This is a genomic window from Bradyrhizobium japonicum USDA 6 (assembly GCF_000284375.1).
Taxonomy (GTDB): Bacteria; Pseudomonadota; Alphaproteobacteria; order Rhizobiales; family Xanthobacteraceae; genus Bradyrhizobium; species Bradyrhizobium japonicum.
Genome location: NC_017249.1, coordinates 1,538,698 through 1,554,268, shown reverse-complemented (window position 1 = coordinate 1,554,268; position 15,571 = coordinate 1,538,698). Strand labels below are relative to the sequence as shown.

At 65.7% G+C, this 15,571-nt stretch carries 17 protein-coding genes; 6 read left to right on the top strand and 11 right to left on the bottom strand.

The annotated features are described in order from the left end of the window. Positions 1–9: 9 nt before the first annotated feature. Positions 10–303 (bottom strand): LPS translocon maturation chaperone LptM, encoded by a 294-nt coding sequence (gene lptM / locus BJ6T_RS07225; RefSeq protein ID WP_014491651.1) that lies wholly within the window; start codon positions 301–303, stop codon positions 10–12. A gap of 93 nt (positions 304–396) precedes the next feature. Then, positions 397–1,794: an argininosuccinate lyase gene (argH, locus tag BJ6T_RS07220; protein ID WP_014491650.1), complete on the bottom strand. Its 1,398-nt coding sequence runs from the start codon at positions 1,792–1,794 to the stop codon at positions 397–399. A gap of 109 nt (positions 1,795–1,903) precedes the next feature. On the opposite strand from argH, the gene tlpA reads away from it, so the two are divergent. After that, the gene (gene tlpA / locus BJ6T_RS07215) at positions 1,904–2,569 is read left to right on the top strand and encodes a thiol:disulfide interchange protein TlpA (RefSeq protein WP_014491649.1); all 666 of its coding nucleotides are present in this window, start codon (positions 1,904–1,906) and stop codon (positions 2,567–2,569) included. A 10-nt stretch (positions 2,570–2,579) separates the two neighbouring features. Here the strand turns inward: tlpA and BJ6T_RS07210 are convergent, their stop codons facing one another. From BJ6T_RS07210 to BJ6T_RS07185, 6 genes are all read right to left on the bottom strand, one after another. Beyond that, entirely contained in the window at positions 2,580–2,774 is a 195-nt protein-coding gene (locus tag BJ6T_RS07210; protein WP_014491648.1) for a hypothetical protein, read from the bottom strand. Positions 2,775–2,986: 212 nt separating this feature from the next. Beyond that, the gene (locus BJ6T_RS07205) at positions 2,987–3,868 is read right to left on the bottom strand and encodes a 3-hydroxybutyryl-CoA dehydrogenase (RefSeq protein ID WP_014491647.1); all 882 of its coding nucleotides are present in this window, start codon (positions 3,866–3,868) and stop codon (positions 2,987–2,989) included. Between the two features lie 193 nt (positions 3,869–4,061). Further along, complete coding sequence (locus BJ6T_RS07200) at positions 4,062–5,006, bottom strand: electron transfer flavoprotein subunit alpha/FixB family protein (protein WP_014491646.1); 945 nt, start codon at positions 5,004–5,006, stop codon at positions 4,062–4,064. Then, positions 5,006–5,755, bottom strand: a complete 750-nt coding sequence (locus BJ6T_RS07195; RefSeq protein ID WP_014491645.1) for an electron transfer flavoprotein subunit beta/FixA family protein — start codon at positions 5,753–5,755, stop codon at positions 5,006–5,008. Before BJ6T_RS07195 ends, BJ6T_RS07200 begins: the two co-directional genes overlap by 1 nt. Before the next feature lie 125 nt (positions 5,756–5,880). Further along, positions 5,881–6,453: a cob(I)yrinic acid a,c-diamide adenosyltransferase gene (locus BJ6T_RS07190; RefSeq protein WP_014491644.1), complete on the bottom strand. Its 573-nt coding sequence runs from the start codon at positions 6,451–6,453 to the stop codon at positions 5,881–5,883. 2 nt (positions 6,454–6,455) lie between these two features. After that, positions 6,456–6,650, bottom strand: coding sequence for a twin transmembrane helix small protein (locus BJ6T_RS07185; protein WP_014491643.1), 195 nt, complete (start codon positions 6,648–6,650; stop codon positions 6,456–6,458). Between the two features lie 162 nt (positions 6,651–6,812). Between BJ6T_RS07185 and BJ6T_RS07180 the strand changes: the two genes are divergently transcribed. Further along, positions 6,813–7,706 carry a YihY/virulence factor BrkB family protein gene (locus tag BJ6T_RS07180; RefSeq protein WP_014491642.1) on the top strand — a complete coding sequence of 298 codons (894 nt, stop codon included), beginning with the start codon at positions 6,813–6,815 and terminating at the stop codon, positions 7,704–7,706. Here the strand turns inward: BJ6T_RS07180 and BJ6T_RS07175 are convergent. Together BJ6T_RS07175 and gluQRS are read right to left on the bottom strand one after the other, a co-directional pair. Next, a complete protein-coding gene (locus BJ6T_RS07175; protein ID WP_028170107.1) occupies positions 7,633–8,907 on the bottom strand; it encodes an ATP-binding protein in 1,275 nt (424 codons plus the stop codon). The two genes, BJ6T_RS07180 and BJ6T_RS07175, sit on opposite strands and share 74 nt — an antisense overlap. A 103-nt stretch (positions 8,908–9,010) precedes the next feature. Beyond that, the gene (gluQRS, locus tag BJ6T_RS07170; RefSeq protein WP_014491640.1) at positions 9,011–9,880 is read right to left on the bottom strand and encodes a tRNA glutamyl-Q(34) synthetase GluQRS; all 870 of its coding nucleotides are present in this window, start codon (positions 9,878–9,880) and stop codon (positions 9,011–9,013) included. A 182-nt stretch (positions 9,881–10,062) separates the two neighbouring features. Between gluQRS and BJ6T_RS07165 the strand changes: the two genes are divergently transcribed. Beyond that, the gene (locus BJ6T_RS07165; RefSeq protein ID WP_014491639.1) at positions 10,063–10,716 is read left to right on the top strand and encodes a DNA-3-methyladenine glycosylase family protein; all 654 of its coding nucleotides are present in this window, start codon (positions 10,063–10,065) and stop codon (positions 10,714–10,716) included. On the opposite strand, the gene BJ6T_RS07160 is transcribed toward BJ6T_RS07165, so the two are convergent. Next, positions 10,713–11,600 (bottom strand): LysR family transcriptional regulator, encoded by an 888-nt coding sequence (locus tag BJ6T_RS07160; RefSeq protein WP_014491638.1) that lies wholly within the window; start codon positions 11,598–11,600, stop codon positions 10,713–10,715. The two genes, BJ6T_RS07165 and BJ6T_RS07160, sit on opposite strands and share 4 nt — an antisense overlap. Positions 11,601–11,781: 181 nt before the next feature. On the opposite strand from BJ6T_RS07160, the gene BJ6T_RS07155 reads away from it, so the two are divergent. The 3 genes from BJ6T_RS07155 to BJ6T_RS07145 are packed head-to-tail and all read left to right on the top strand — an operon-like array spanning position 11,782 to position 15,520. Continuing rightward, positions 11,782–12,756, top strand: a complete 975-nt coding sequence (locus BJ6T_RS07155; RefSeq protein ID WP_014491637.1) for an NAD(P)H-dependent flavin oxidoreductase — start codon at positions 11,782–11,784, stop codon at positions 12,754–12,756. 51 nt (positions 12,757–12,807) lie between these two features. Beyond that, positions 12,808–13,983 (top strand): ABC transporter substrate-binding protein, encoded by a 1,176-nt coding sequence (locus BJ6T_RS07150; protein ID WP_014491636.1) that lies wholly within the window; start codon positions 12,808–12,810, stop codon positions 13,981–13,983. A gap of 10 nt (positions 13,984–13,993) precedes the next feature. Next, positions 13,994–15,520: an acyl-CoA synthetase gene (locus BJ6T_RS07145; RefSeq protein ID WP_014491635.1), complete on the top strand. Its 1,527-nt coding sequence runs from the start codon at positions 13,994–13,996 to the stop codon at positions 15,518–15,520. The last annotated feature ends 51 nt before the right edge of the window (positions 15,521–15,571 follow it).

The window sequence follows — 15,571 nt, the reverse complement described above, 5'->3', positions numbered from 1 at the left end:
TATCCCGGCTCAATTTTTGCCGGGAGGTTCGTCCAGGAGCGGGTCGAGGATAAACGATTTCTTCTTGCCCTTGGCGGCCGTCGGCGCCGCGTCCGCACCGTAGGTGGGATTGAACACGCTCGGCGTCCTCTGGGCTTCGGTCTCGGTGTCGGTTGAAGGCGCGACATTGGCCGTGGATGCACTGGAGGCGGTCGGCGGAAGATCCAGCGGGCCCTTGCGGCCGCAGCCGGCAAGCGCGAGCGCCGTCAGGCTCAAGACAATGATGGCCCACCCCGAGCCGGCCGGGCGAAACTTTGACGTCACGACGAAATCCCCACTACGCGGGCCGCACCATACAGAGATTGGCGCGCTCTGGCGAGAGCCGGATGACCATGAAACATAAGCGAAATTTTTCCCTCAGCCCAATTTTCGCTCTTTTTCCAGCCGCTTCGCCCAGGCCTTGGCCTGCGACGCCACGTTCTTCGGCGCGGTGCCGCCGAAGCTGGTCCGGCTCTTCACCGACGATTCGACCGAGAGCGCGCCGAGCACATCCTTGGTGATCTTGGGCTCGATCGCCTGCATCTCCTTCAGCGGCAGCTCGTGCAGCGCCACGCCGCCCTCGGCGGCCTTCGCCACGATACGGCCGGTGACGTGGTGGGCGTCGCGGAACGGCATCTTCAGCGTCCGCACCAGCCAGTCGGCAAGGTCGGTCGCGGTGGCATAGCCGTCGCCCGCCGCCGCCTTCATCTTCGCTTCGTCGGGCACGAGATCGCGGACCATGCCGGTCATGGCGCGGATCGCGAGCGACAGGGCAGCAAAGCCCTCCATCGCACCCTGCTTGTCCTCCTGCATGTCCTTTTGATAGGCGAGCGGCAGGCCCTTCATCACGATCAGGAGGCCATTGAGCGCGCCGATGACGCGGCCGGTCTTGGCGCGCACGAGCTCGGCAGCATCCGGATTGCGCTTCTGCGGCATGATCGAGGATCCCGTGGTAAACTTGTCGCTGAGGCGGATGAGACCGACCAGCGGCGAGGTCCAGATCACGATCTCCTCGGCAAAGCGCGACATGTGCACGGCGCAGATCGAGGCCGCCGACAGCGTCTCCAGCACGAAGTCGCGATCGGAGACCGCATCGAGCGAGTTCGCCATCGGGCGGTCGAAACCGAGCGCCTTCGCGGTGGCGTGGCGGTCGATCGGGAACGAGGTGCCGGCGAGCGCGGCGGCGCCGAGCGGCGATTCATTGAGCCGCTTGCGGGCGTCCTGGAAACGGCCGCGGTCGCGCGCCGCCATCTCGACATAGGCGAGCAGATGATGGCCGAAGGTCACGGGCTGCGCGGTCTGCAGATGCGTGAAGCCGGGCATGACGGTCGCGGCATGTTCGAGCGCGCGATTGACGAGCGCGGCCTGGAACGCGGCGAGCGCGGCATCGGTCTCGTCGATGATGTCACGGACATAGAGACGGAAATCGGTCGCAACCTGGTCGTTGCGCGAGCGCGCGGTGTGCAGCCGGCCGGCGGCGGGGCCGATCAGCTCGGACAGGCGGCTCTCGACGTTCATATGGATATCTTCGAGCGCGCGCTTGAACGCGAAGCCGCCCTTGCCGATCTCTGACAAAATCGTGTCTAGACCCTTGCCGATATTTTTCGCATCAGAGCCCGTGATGATGCCCTGCGCGGCAAGCATCGCGGCGTGCGCCTTGGATGCGGCAATGTCCTGGGCGAAGAGGTGACGATCGACGTCGATGGAGACGTTGATCTCTTCCATGATCTCATCGGGACGCTCCGAGAACCGGCCGCCCCACATCTTGTTGCTCATGATCCCCTGCTCACGCCTTGCTTGCCGCTGCTGCCGCACGTTTGCTGGCCGGAGCCAGCCGTATTAAGAGGCCCCTGATAGCCATATCTGCGACCGGATGACAAACGATATGCTCGACAAGACGCCCTCCGCCACGCGCCGAATCCCCCTCGTCATCGCCACCGTGGCGATCGGAGGGCTGGCCGGCTTCGCCGCGCTGTACGGGCTGGGCCTGAACCGGGCGCCCTCAGGCGACCCGGCCTGTCGGGCCGCGGTGGCAACGGCGCAGAAAATCGCTCCCCTGGCCCATGGCGAACTGGCCGCCCTGACCATGGCGAGCGCGCCGCTAAAACTGCCCGACCTGGTCTTCGAGGACGCCGACGGCAAGCCGAAGAAGCTGTCCGATTTCCGCGGCAAGACGCTGCTGGTCAACCTCTGGGCCACCTGGTGCGTGCCCTGCCGCAAGGAAATGCCGGCGCTGGACGAGCTCCAGGGCAAGCTTTCGGGCCCGAATTTCGAGGTGGTGGCGATCAACATCGACACCCGCGACGCCGAGAAGCCCAAGACGTTCCTGAAAGAGGCCAATCTGACCCGGCTCGGCTATTTCAACGATCAGAAAGCCAAGGTTTTCCAGGATCTTAAAGCCATAGGTCGGGCTCTGGGCATGCCGACCTCGGTGCTGGTCGACCCGCAGGGCTGCGAGATCGCGACGATCGCGGGGCCGGCGGAATGGGCGAGCGAAGACGCGCTCAAGCTGATCCGGGCTGCGACCGGCAAGGCCGCCGCGTCGCTCTAGGCGGAGTGTCTTAAGCGGTGACGTTGAGGTTGCCGCCGACGCCGGCGCCGACATTGGCGAGCGAGGGCTGACCGGCGCCGAGCAGCGTCAGGACGGTGGACTTCTCCGCGTCCGCATTCTGCTTCATCAGCGTCGCCGTGATATTCGACTGCAGCGCGCCTTGCTGAGCGGCCAGCATGGTGCTGACCATCGCCATCATGTCCATTACGCAAACCCTCTTACCGGGCGCACCCTAGGGGCGAGCGGTTAACGCGACATGAATTGTCACGGTGCGGATGCACGGCCGGAGGGCGGCAGCGCCGTAGGGTGGGCAAAGCGGCTTGTCCGCCGTAGCTCGAAGAGCGAAGGCGGAAGCGTGCCCACCAATTTCCACCGGCGCTTTGCGCCTTTGCCCACCCTACGGAACCGGAAATTGGGTCAGCGCGTCGGAACCGGCTTGGCGCCGCGGTAGTCGTAGAAGCCGCGCTGGGTCTTGCGGCCGAGCCAGCCGGCCTCGACGTATTTCACCAGCAGCGGGCACGGGCGATATTTGGAGTCGGCGAGGCCCTCGTGCAGCACCTGCATGATCGACAGGCAGGTGTCGAGGCCGATGAAATCGGCGAGCTCGAGCGGGCCCATCGGATGATGCGCGCCAAGCTTCATCGCCGCGTCGATAGCCTCGACATTGCCGACGCCTTCATACAGCGTGTAGATCGCCTCGTTGATCATCGGCAGCAGGATGCGGTTGACGATGAAGGCCGGGAAATCCTCGGAGACCGCGACCTGCTTGCCGAGCTTGCCGACGAATTCCTTGGAGGCCTCGAAGGTCTGGTCGTCGGTGGCGATGCCGCGGATCAGCTCGACCAGCTCCATCAGCGGCACCGGATTCATGAAGTGAATGCCGATGAAGCGCTCGGGCCGGTCGGTGGCCGCGGCAAGCCGCGTGATCGAGATCGAGGAGGTATCGGAGGCGACGATCGCCTCCGGCTTCAGCACCGCGCAGAGTTCGTGGAAGATCTTGCGCTTGACCTCTTCCTTCTCGACCGCGGTCTCGATCACGAGGTCGCAATCGGCGAGGTCGTCGAGCTTCTCGGCGAGCTTGATGCGGGCCATCGCCTTGGTCTTGTCGTCCTCGCTGACGGCCTTCTTGGAGACCTGGCGCGCCAGATTGCCATTGATGGTGGCCATGCCCGACTTGAGCCGGTCGGCCGAGACGTCGTTGAGCACCACGTCGAAACCGGCCAGCGCCGCGACATGCGCGATGCCATTGCCCATCTGACCCGCGCCGATCACGCCGACCTTCTTGATCACTGCCGCCATAATGTCATCCACCGGAACGGCGCGCAGATCGCGCCTGCCTCATCCCCCGAGCCGGGAGGCCCGATTTAATCAGAACCTTGGCTCGAAACCTAGATTGGATCGCTTCCCCGGCGTGCCCCACGCCAAAGAAAACGCCTCGAAAAAGAAAAACCGGCCGGAGTGTACCACTCCGGCCGGTGTTTTTAGCGCGTTTTTACTTGCCGAGCTTGGCGAGCGCGTCGGTGAGCTCAGGAACCGCCTGGTAGAGGTCGGCGACCAGGCCGTAATCGGCGACCTGGAAGATCGGCGCGTCCTCGTCCTTGTTGATCGCGACGATCACCTTGGAGTCCTTCATGCCGGCCAGATGCTGGATCGCGCCGGAAATGCCCACCGCGACATAGAGCTCGGGGGCCACCACCTTGCCGGTCTGGCCGACCTGCCAGTCGTTCGGCGCATAGCCGGCATCCACCGCCGCGCGCGAGGCACCAACGCCGGCACCGAGCTTGTCGGCGAGCGGCTCGATGTACTTGGCGAAGTTCTCGCGGCTCTGCATGGCACGGCCACCGGAGACGATGATCTTGGCCGAGGTCAGCTCGGGGCGGTCGCTCTTGGCGACTTCCTCGCCGACGAAGGACGACAGGCCCGGATCTGCCACTGCGGCGACGTTCTCGACGGCGGCGCTGCCGCCTTCACCCGCCGCAGCAAAGGTCGAGGTGCGCACCGTGATGACCTTCTTCGCGTCCTTCGACTTCACCGTCTGGATGGCGTTGCCGGCATAGATCGGGCGCTCATAGGTGTCGGGGGCGACCACCTTGGTGATCTCGGAGACCTGCATGACGTCGAGCAGGGCCGCGACCCGCGGCATCACGTTCTTGAAGCGCGAGGTCGCGGGCGCGACGATCGCGTCATAGCCGGAAGCCAGCGAGACGATCAGCGCGGCCAGCGGCTCGGCGAGATCGTGGGCGTAAGTCTCGCCCTCGGCCAGCAGCACCTTCTTCACGCCGGCAAGCTTGGCGGCGGCATCCGCCGCAGCCTTGGCGTTCTGGCCGGCCACCAGCACGTCGACATCCGCGCCGAGCGCGGCAGCCGCGGTCAGGGCCTTGTTGGTCGCGTCCTTCAGCGACGCATTGTCGTGTTCGGCAATCAGAAGCGTCGTCATCAGAGCACCCCGGCTTCGTTCTTGAGTTTCGACACCAGCTCGGCGACGTCCTTGACCTTGACGCCCGCCTTGCGGCCCGCCGGCTCCGTCGTCTTGAGAACCTCGAGACGCGCGGCGACGTCGACGCCGTAATCGGCGACGGCCTTCTCCGCGATCGGCTTCTTCTTGGCCTTCATGATGTTGGGCAGCGAGGCGTAGCGCGGCTCGTTGAGACGGAGATCCGTGGTGACGATCGCCGGTCCCTTCAGCTTGACGGTCTGCAGACCGCCGTCGACTTCGCGGGTGACCTTGAAGTCAGAGCCTTCGACCTCGAGCTTCGAAGCAAACGTCGCCTGCGACCAGCCGAGCAGCGCGGCCAGCATCTGACCGGTCTGGTTGCTGTCGTCGTCGATCGCCTGCTTGCCGAGGATGATCAGGCCGGGCTGCTCTTCTTCCGCAACCTTCTTCAGGATCTTGGCGACCGCGAGCGGCTCGACGGTGCCCTCGACCTTCACCAGGATGCCGCGATCGGCGCCCATGGCGAGACCGGTGCGGATCGTCTCCGAGGCCTGCGCCGGTCCAATGGAAACCACGACGACCTCGGTGGCCTTGCCGCCTTCCTTCAGGCGCAACGCTTCCTCGACCGCGATTTCGTCGAACGGGTTCATCGACATCTTCACGTTGGCGAGTTCAACGCCCGATCCATCGCCCTTGACGCGGACCTTGACGTTGTAATCAACCACCCGCTTTACCGGCACCAAGACCTTCATCGATCCTCTTTCACTCAATTTGGGAGGGGGGTTATCAACTGGCGCGGAACCTAAAGGCCTGATCCGGCCCGGTCAACGCGCGACAGGGCCAAATTTTAGACCTTAGAAATATCGACCTCAATGGGTCAGCGATTCTGGCCCGGAACCCAGAGCACGTCGCCGGCGCCGTTGTGGTTGGCGGCACGGCTGGCGACGAACAGGAAGTCCGACAGGCGGTTCATATACTGGATGCCAGCAGCGCCCACGGGCTCGCCGGGACGGGCCGCCAGTTCCACCATCACGCGTTCCGCCCTGCGGCAAATCGTACGGGCAACGTGGAGGTAGGCGGCGGCCGGCGTGCCACCCGGCAGCACGAAGGAGGTGAGCGGCGCCAGCTTGTCGTTGAGCGCGTCGATGTCGCGCTCGAGCCGCTCGACCTGGCTTGCCACCACCCGCAGCCGCTCGGCCTTGCCTTCACGCTCGGGCACTGCGAGGTCTGCGCCGAGGTCGAACAGATCGTTCTGGATGCGGCCGAGCATCGCGTCGAACTCGGGCATGTCATGGGTGTGGAGCCTGACAACGCCGATCGCGGCATTGGTCTCGTCCACGGTGCCATAGGCTTCGATGCGCAGATCGTATTTCGGACGGCGTTCGCCAGTTCCGAGCGCTGTCGTGCCGTCGTCACCGGTCTTCGTATAGATGCGATTCAGTGTGACCATATTTATCGCCCCATAGCCCAGACCGCGAGCATGGCAATGACGATCGCCACGAACTGAAGCAGCACGCGCCAGCGCATCAGCTTCTGCGAGGTGTTGGGCGAGCCGCCGCGCATCATGTTGACGAGACCGAGCAGCAGCACCAACGCCACGGCGCCGGCTGCCACCGGCAGGATGAAAGTACTCAGGAGAGATGCCATCAGGGGTAGATAACACCGTGTGCGCTGGTCCGCCATGGCGTTCCCGATCTGGCTTTTAAGCCAATAATATCAGAAGCTAGCTGGATGAATTCCGATTTGCGCTCGTCGCCTGTCTTCTTCGCCTCTCCCCGCATGCGGGGAAAGACGAATCCGGAGTAAGCTGTGAAGGCCATCCGCTACATCTACGTCGTCGTGGAGGACGCCTTCTACACCTTCCTCGCCGATGACGGCTGGGCGATCGCAAGCCATATCGCTCTGTCGACCCTGATGGCGCTATTCCCGTTCCTGATCGTGCTGACCTCGCTCGCCGGCTTCTTCGGCTCCAAGGAACTTGCCGATCAGGCCGCAAGCCTGATGCTTCAGGTCTGGCCGAAGCAGGTCGCCGATTCGATCTCGGGGGAAGTCCACGACGTGCTGACCACGACCCGCACGGGCGTGCTGACGATCGGCGCAGCGCTGTCGGTGTATTTCGCCTCCAACGGCGTCGAGGCGCTCCGCGTCGCGCTGAACCGCGCCTATGCGGTGGTGGAGATGCGGCGCTGGTACTGGCTGCGCCTTGAATCGATCGGCTACACGCTGGTCGCGGCCTTCACCGCGCTTGCCATGGCGTTCCTGATCGTGCTCGGACCCCTCTTCATCGAGGCGGCGCGGCGCCATATCCCGCTGTTCGTCGAGTCCAACGAGAGCATCCTCACCTGGCTGCGCTACGGCATCACCGTGGGTGCGCTGGTGGTGGCGCTGATCATCCTGCATGCCTGGCTGCCGGCGGGACGGCGCACCTTCCTCCAGATCCTGCCCGGCATCGTCTTCACCATTGTGGCGTCGCTGATCTCGGGCATCGTGTTCGGCCAATATCTGGCGCGCTTCGCCAACAACTACGTGACGATGTATGCGGGGCTCGCCTCGGTGATCATCGCGCTGGTGTTCCTGTATTTCATCGCCGCGATCTTCGTCTACGGCGGCGAGCTCAACGCCGCGATCATCAAGTCGCGGCTTCCTCACGGCGTTTCGCTTCAAGCAGCGCAGTTGCTAAAGCGCGCGGAGACACAGGCTTGACCAGGAAGGCGTCGGCGCCGGCCTCGCGCGAGGCCGCCTCGTCCTCGCCGCGACCGGACACGCCGATGATGGGGATCTGAGCCAGCGGCGCCGGCATGGTCCGGATCCGCCTGATGGCCTCGACGCCGTCGATCCCGGGCAGCACCATATCCATCAGCACCGCATCGAACGCGCCCTGCGCGAGCCGGTTCACCGCGTCCTCCCCGCGCCCGATGAACTCGGCATGGTGGCCGAGCTCGGTCAGGATGGTGTTGAGCACGACGCGGCCGAACGGGTTGTCCTCGACGCTGAGCACGCGCAGCGCGGCCATCGCATCAGCCTCGGCTTCGCCCTTCGACTTGCCGGACTTGCGCGATTCCGTCGCGTCCAGCGACATGGTCAATGTGAAGGTGGCGCCGCCGCCGCGCCGCGGTGCGACCGTGATGTCGCCGCCCATCGCGCGCGCCAGTTGCTTGACCGAGGAAAGGCCCAAGCCGGCGCCGCCGAAGCGCGAGGCGATGGTGACATTGGCCTGGGTGAAGGGGCGGAACAGCCGCTTGATCTCGGCCATGGTCAGGCCGATGCCGCTGTCGGACACCGCGAAGGCGACGCCGACCTTGCCCTTCGCCTTGTCTCCGGCCTTGCCCTTGGCGAGACGCCAAGGCGTGACCGCGAGCGCGACACCGCCCTGCTCGGTGAACTTGACAGCATTGTCGATCAGGTTCTCGAGCGCGGCGCGCAGACGGACGGGATCGCCGACCACCAGCCCCGGCAGCTTCTCGGAGATATCGACCTGGGCCTGGAGGCCCTTGGCCGCGGCGCGTCCGGCGAGCGAATCGCCGGCGCTGCGGGCGAGCGCGCGCAGATCGAACAAATCCTGCCGCAAGGCACTTCCACCCTTGCCCGCCCCCTTGCCGGTCCTGGCGGCATCGACGAACAGGGTGGCAAGGCTCGCCAGATGCTCGGCACCGGCCTTGATGGTGTCGGCCCAGCGCCGCTCGCGCTCGCCCAGATCGGAGGTGGCGAGCAGGTCGCTGATCGCGAGAATACCGGTCAGGGGGGTACGGACCTCATGGGCGAACGCGGCGAGTGCGGCCTGGACCACGTCCGGCGCCACGGCCTTGGCGTGGCGCTTGCGCAACCGGCCGGTCGCCCCGGACCGCTTCCGAGGCGGTCGCCGGGACGTTCGCGTGGTGCGCGCTGAGCGCGTTTTCGCCGCCATGAATCCCTTCGAAGGGTCCCCTTCGATCCCCAGGCTCTCAAGCAAGCATCGCACGGCGGAACCCCTGGAGTCACGGCGGCGTTTTGCTAACCCCCAGAGAAACTTAACCTAATCCCACCAACCGGCGGATGCCGGCGGGCGTGGCGCCGTCAGCGCGCAGCTCGCGCAGGCCGGTCGAGCGGCCCGATTTCGACAACTTCCGGCCCGCCTCGTCCAGAATCAGGGCGTGGTGGCGGTAGGCGGGTTCCGGCAGATCGAGCAGGACCTGGAGCAGGCGGTGAACCGAGGTGGCGTGAAACAGGTCCAGCCCGCGCACGACCTCGCTGATGCCCTGAAGCGCGTCGTCGACGACGACGGACAGATGGTAGCTGGTCGGCGTCTCCTTGCGGGCCAGGATGACGTCGCCCCAGGCCTCCGGTCGCGTCGCGACGATGCCGCGCTCGCCATCGGGCCCCTCGCCAAGCTCGTTCCAGGTCAGACCGGCAACGCGTCGGCAGGCGGCCGCCATGTCGAGCCGGAGCGCGTAAGGCACGCCGGATGCAATGAGCCGGTCGCGCTCGCCGGCCGATAGCGATCTGGCGTCACCCGGATAAAGCGGTGCGCCATCGGGATCGCGCGGCCATGGCCCGGAGGCCTCGCGCGCGGCCACGAGCCTGGCGATCTCCGCGCGACTTTCGAACGCGGGATAGACGAGACCAAGCGCCGAGAGTCTTTCGAGCGCGGCGCGATAAACCGCGAGATGCTCCGACTGCCGCCGCACCGGCGTTTCGCAGGCGATGCCGAGCCAGGCGAGGTCGTCGTAGATCGCTGTCTCGAACTCCGGCCGGCAGCGCGTCGCGTCGATGTCCTCGATACGCAGCAACAGCCGCCCGCCGGTCTCACGCGCGCGGTCGAAATTGAGCAGCGCCGAATAGGCGTGGCCGAGATGCAAGAGGCCATTCGGGCTGGGGGCAAATCGGAAAACGGGTGGCATGAGTTCTCGGTGTATTCGTCATTGCCGGGCTTGACCCGGCAATCCATCTTCCAGGACTCTGTTACGATAGGAGATGAATGCGCGGGTCCCGCCTACGCCGAAGGCTTCGGCGGGCGTCTCGGTATTGGGCCGGCGTAGCCTTAGCAGAGACGGCAAGCCCGCGCATGACAAGTTGAGCCACCATGACCATCCACCTCGAAACCCAGTCCGACCTCGAAGAGGCCGTCCACGCGCTGATCAAGCGCGACCCGCGCCTCAAGCCCGTGCTCGAGATCGCCGGCATGCCCGCCTTGCGGCGGCGTGAGCCGGGTTTTACGGGGCTCGCCCACATCGTTTGCGGGCAGCAGCTCTCCACGGCGAGCGCCGCGGCGATCTGGGGACGGCTGTCCGCCGCCTTCGATCCGTTCGACCATGACGCGGTACGCCGCGCCCGTACCGACCGGCTGGGACGGCTCGGCCTCTCCGCGGCCAAGATCAAGACGCTGAAACATCTCGCGCGCGAGATCAGCGCGCAGCGGCTGAACCTCGACGTGCTCGCCGAGGAAGATGCCGAGGCCGCGCACCATACGCTGATCACGCTGCCCGGCATCGGTCCGTGGACGGCCGATGTCTATCTGCTGTTCTGCCTCGGACACGGCGATGCCTGGCCGGCCGGCGACATCGCCGTGCAGGAGGGGATCAAGGTTGGCCTGGGGCTCAAGGCGCGGCCGACGGAGAAGCAGATGGCGCCGCTCGCCGAACCCTGGCGTCCCCTACGCGGTGCGGCGGCGCATCTGTGGTGGAGCTATTATCGCGTGATCAAGAAGCGCGAAGGTGTCATCGGCAACCAGCCCTAGCCCCGCAGCCGTTCGCGATCGGCGCGGGCGCAATCGGCCACGAAGTCGACGACGGCGCGCACTGCGGACAACTCGACCAGATCGGGATGGGCGAGCAGCCAGAGATCGGCGACGCTGACGAGTTTTTGCGGCGCGACGCGCACCAGGTCCGGATAGCTCTCCGCGACGAAGCAGGACAGCGCGGAGATTCCGATTCCGGCACGCACCGCCGCCAGCATGTCGCCCTGCGACGAGCAGCGCATCACCATGGTGCCTTGCCGGGTGATCGCATCGCTCCAGCGGGCCAGCTGCGCGTTCGAGTCCTGATCGGCAAAACCGATGACGCTGTGCCCCTTCCATTCGCCGCTCCGCTCCGGCAAGGACCGGCCCGCGGCATAGTCGCGCGAGGCATAGAAGCCGGTGCCGAGGCGGCCCACCCTGCGACCGACCAGATTTTCCTCGCCGCTATCGACCGGTCGCAGCACGACGTCGGCCTCCCGCCGGCGCACGCTGGCCGGAAACGGATGGGTGATGATCTCGAGCCGAATGTGATCATGTGCGCTGAGAAAAGAGCGCAGCCGCGGCATCAGCCAGTGCGAGGCCAGCGTCGCGCCGATCGACAGCTTGACCGTGCCGCGCGCCTTGCGACCACCGGCACCAACGGCGGCCTCGGCCCGGAGCGCAGCGGCCGCCATCGCCTCGGCATGTTCGCGCAGCGTACGGCCGTCGGCGGTGAGCACAAAGCCATCGGCGGCCCGCGCCAGCAGCTTGGTGCCGAGCTGCGCCTCCAGCGCCGCGATCTTGCGGCTGACGGTCGGATGACTGGCATGCAGACGTTTTGCCGCAGCGGTGAAGCTGCCGGTGTCGGCGACCGCGACGAAGGTCTTGCAGAGATCCCAATCCACCGCCGGCTCCGTACAAATCTGAATATCCGCTTGTTCAATATTGAACGATCCGCTGCCCGCCGTCCAACCCTATAGTGGGATCAAAGCGCTGGGCGGCGGACACCCCGCCGGCGCGACAATCGACATGGAAGCGCTCACCCCCGGCCGGCAGGCCGTTGACGCGCGTCGTCAGGAGGATTGGATGGCACTGCCCGCTCTGCTCAAGAACAATCTGGAGCTGCCCGTCGTCGGCTCGCCGCTCTTCATCGTTTCCGGCCCGGAGCTGGTGATCGCCCAGTGCAAGGCCGGTGTCGTCGGCTCGTTTCCGGCGCTCAACGCCCGTCCGGTGGACAAGCTCGACGAGTGGCTGAGCCGCATCGGGGACGAGCTCGGCGAATACAAATCGCGCAATCCCGGCAAGAAGGTCGCGCCCTATGCGGTCAACCAGATCTGCCACGCCTCCAACGACCGGCTGATGAAGGACATGGAAACCTGTGTGAAGCACAGGGCGCCCATCATCATCACTTCGCTGCGACCGCCCGCCGAGATCGTCGAGGCCGCGCACTCCTATGGCGGGCTGGTGTTCCACGACGTCATCAACGTCAAGCATGCGCGCAAGGCGGCGGAGCAAGGCGTCGACGGACTGATCCTGGTGTGCGCCGGCGCCGGCGGCCATGCCGGCACGCTCTCGCCGTTCGCGCTGGTGCGCGAGGTCAAGCGATGGTTCGACGGCGCGATCCTGCTGTCGGGCGCAATCAGCGACGGTTTTGGCATCGCCTCCGCACTGACGCTGGGCGCCGACCTCGCCTATATGGGCACCCGCTTCATCGCGACGAAGGAAGCCAACGCCGACGAAGCCTACAAGTCCGCGCTGACGCGGCACGCCGCGCACGACATCGTCTACACCAACCTGTTCACCGGCGTGCACGGCAACTATCTCGGTCCCTCGATCGCCGCCGCGGGGCTCGATCCGGACAATCTCCCGGTTGCCGACAAGACGAAGATGAACTTCGGCTCCGGCGGCAACATGAAATCCAAGGCGTGGCGCGACATCTGGGGATCGGGCCAGGGCATCGGCCAGATCCTGGATGCGCCGCCGGTGGCCGAGCTGGTCGACCGGATGAAGGGCGAATTCGATCAGGCGCGTCACGACTTTATGATGCGCGCCAGTGCCTGACGGCTTGGTCCGACAAAAAAATTGGACTGACCAGACAAACGGGAGGACACCATGAAGCTGACAGCCGCGCTGACAGGCCTGTCGTTGCTGACGTTTGCCGCCGGCGGCGCCGGTGCGGACGAGATCCGGATCGGGCAGACCCTGCCCTATAGCGGCCCTGCCTCCGGCTTCGGGGCGATCGGACGGACGCAGGAGGCGTTCTTCGAGAAGGTCAACGCGGAAGGCGGCATCAACGGCCGCAAGGTCAAGTTCATCACGCTGGACGACGCCTACTCGCCGCCGAAGACGGTCGAGCAGACCCGCAAGCTGGTGGAGCAGGACGAGGTGCTGATGATGTTCGGCTCGCTCGGCACCGCCACCAACAGCGCCGTGCAGCGTTACCTCAACGCCAAGAAGGTGCCGCAGCTGTTCGTGCTCTCGGGCGCCACCAAATGGGCCGATCCGCAGAAGAATCCCTGGACGATGCCGGGCATGGCGGCCTACGAATCCGAGGGCGTCGTCTATGCCAAGTATATCCTGCAGTCCAAGCCCGACGCCAAGATCGCGATCCTGTCCCAGAACGACGATTTCGGCCGCGACTATGTCGCGGGCTTCAAGCGCGCACTCGGGCCCAAGGCCGCAAGCATGATCATCGCGGAGGCGAGCTACGAGACCAGCGCACCGACGATCAGCTCGCAGCTCTCGACGCTGAAGGCCTCAGGCGCCAACGTGCTGTTCGGCGTCGTGCTCGGCAAGTTCACCTCGCAGATGGTCAAGGGCGTAGCCGAGATCGGCTGGAAGCCGGAGATGTTCTTCGTTCCGACCTCGGCCTCCTCGATCTCGTTCCTGGAGCCGGCGGGCCTGGACAATGCGGTCGGACTGATCTCGTCGAGCAACCAGAAGGACACGATGGATCCGCAATGGGCCGACGATCCCGGCGTGAAGTCATATTTCGCGTTCATGAAGCAATACATGCCGACCGCGGATCTCTCGAACTCCAACTACGCCGCGGGCTATCATTATGCCACACTGCTGATGACGGTTCTGAGCGCCTGCAAGGACGATGTCAGCCGCGACAACATCTTGAAGCAGGCCGCGTCGCTGAAAGAGGTGAAGCTGCCGCTGCTGCTGCCCGGAATGAGCGTGTCGACCGGTCCGGACGACTATCTACCGTTCCAGCAGCTTCAGCTCCGCCGCTTCAACGGCAAGAGCTGGGTGCCGTTCGGCGACATTCTCGATGACCGGTAGAGGACGTCCCATGATCATCAGCGGCGAGCGCCGAATCGATTATCCAGACCTCCATGCGCGGATCAGACGGGCCGCAGGCGGGATCAGCACGCTCGGCGGGCGCGAGGGCGCGCCGGTCGCCATGATGCTGCGCAATGACTTCGCCCTGTTCGAAGTGGTCGCGGCTTCCGCCGCGCTCGGCCGACCGGTGGTGCCGATCAACTGGCACCTGAAGGCCGCCGAAGTCCGCTATATCCTGGCCGACAGCGGCGCCGACATCCTGATCTGCCACGCCGACCTGCTGCCGCAGATTCGCGACGGCCTGCCGGAGGGCCTGGCGCTGATGGTCGTGCCGACGCCGCCCGAGATCGCCGGCGCGTTCGACATCCCCGCCGCACTCACAAAGGTGCCAGACGGATTGACCGATTGGGACAAATGGCGGGACAGCCAGGCGGAGCTCACCCAGCCGCCACGCCGCGGCGCGCCGATGTTCTACACGTCGGGCACGACGGGCATGCCGAAGGGTGTGCGGCGCATGCCGATGCGCCCCGAGCAGGTCGCGGCATCCGAGCGCGTCGGGGCGATCGCCTATGGCGTCAAGCCGAACGAGGATCAGGTCGTGCTGGTGAACGGCCCGATGTACCATTCCGCTCCGCACTCCTACGGCATGCTGGCCTATCGCAGTGGCTGCACCATCGTGCTGGAGCCGCGCTTCGATCCCGAAGACCTGCTGCAACTGATCGAGCGCCATCGCGTCACGCACATGCACATGGTCCCGACGATGTTCGTGCGCCTGCTGCGGCTGCCCGACGAAATGAAGCGACGTTACGACTTGTCCTCGCTGCGCTTTGTCGTTCATGGCGCGGCGCCCTGCCCGCCCGACGTGAAGAAGGCGATGATCGATTGGTGGGGAGGCGTCATCAACGAATATTTCGGCTCGACCGAGACCGGGATTCCGGTGTGGCACTCCGCGGCGGAGGCGCTGAAGAAGCCCGGCACCGTCGGCCGCGCCATCGAGGGCGGCGTGGTCAAGATCTTCCGTGCCGACGGCAGCCCGTGCGACGTCAACGAACCCGGCGAGATCTACATGCGGCAGGCCTCGGTGCCGGATTTCGACTATCACGGCAAGGCCGAGGCGCGCGCCGAGGCCGGCCGCGACGGGCTCGTCAGTGTCGGCGACGTCGGCTATCTCGACGAGGACGGCTATCTGTTCCTGTGCGACCGCAAGCGCGACATGGTGATCTCCGGCGGCGTCAACATCTACCCCGCCGAGATCGAGAACGCGCTGATCGGAATGCCCGGCGTGCGCGATTGCGCCGTGTTCGGCATTCCCGACGCCGAATTTGGCGAGCGGCTCTGCGCCTATGTCGAGCCGGAGCCGGGCGCAGCACTCTCGTCCGCCGCGGTCCAGTCGTTCCTGCGCGAGCGGCTCGCCAATTTCAAGGTGCCGAAGGACGTCGAGTTCCGCGACGCACTGCCGCGCGAGGCGACGGGAAAGATCTTCAAGCGCAAGCTGCGGGAGCCCTATTGGGCGGGCCACGCGCGCGCCGGCGCGTAACGAACGGCTGCGAACGGCGTTTTAAACTATGTTGCTGTTGCAAAAGGATCA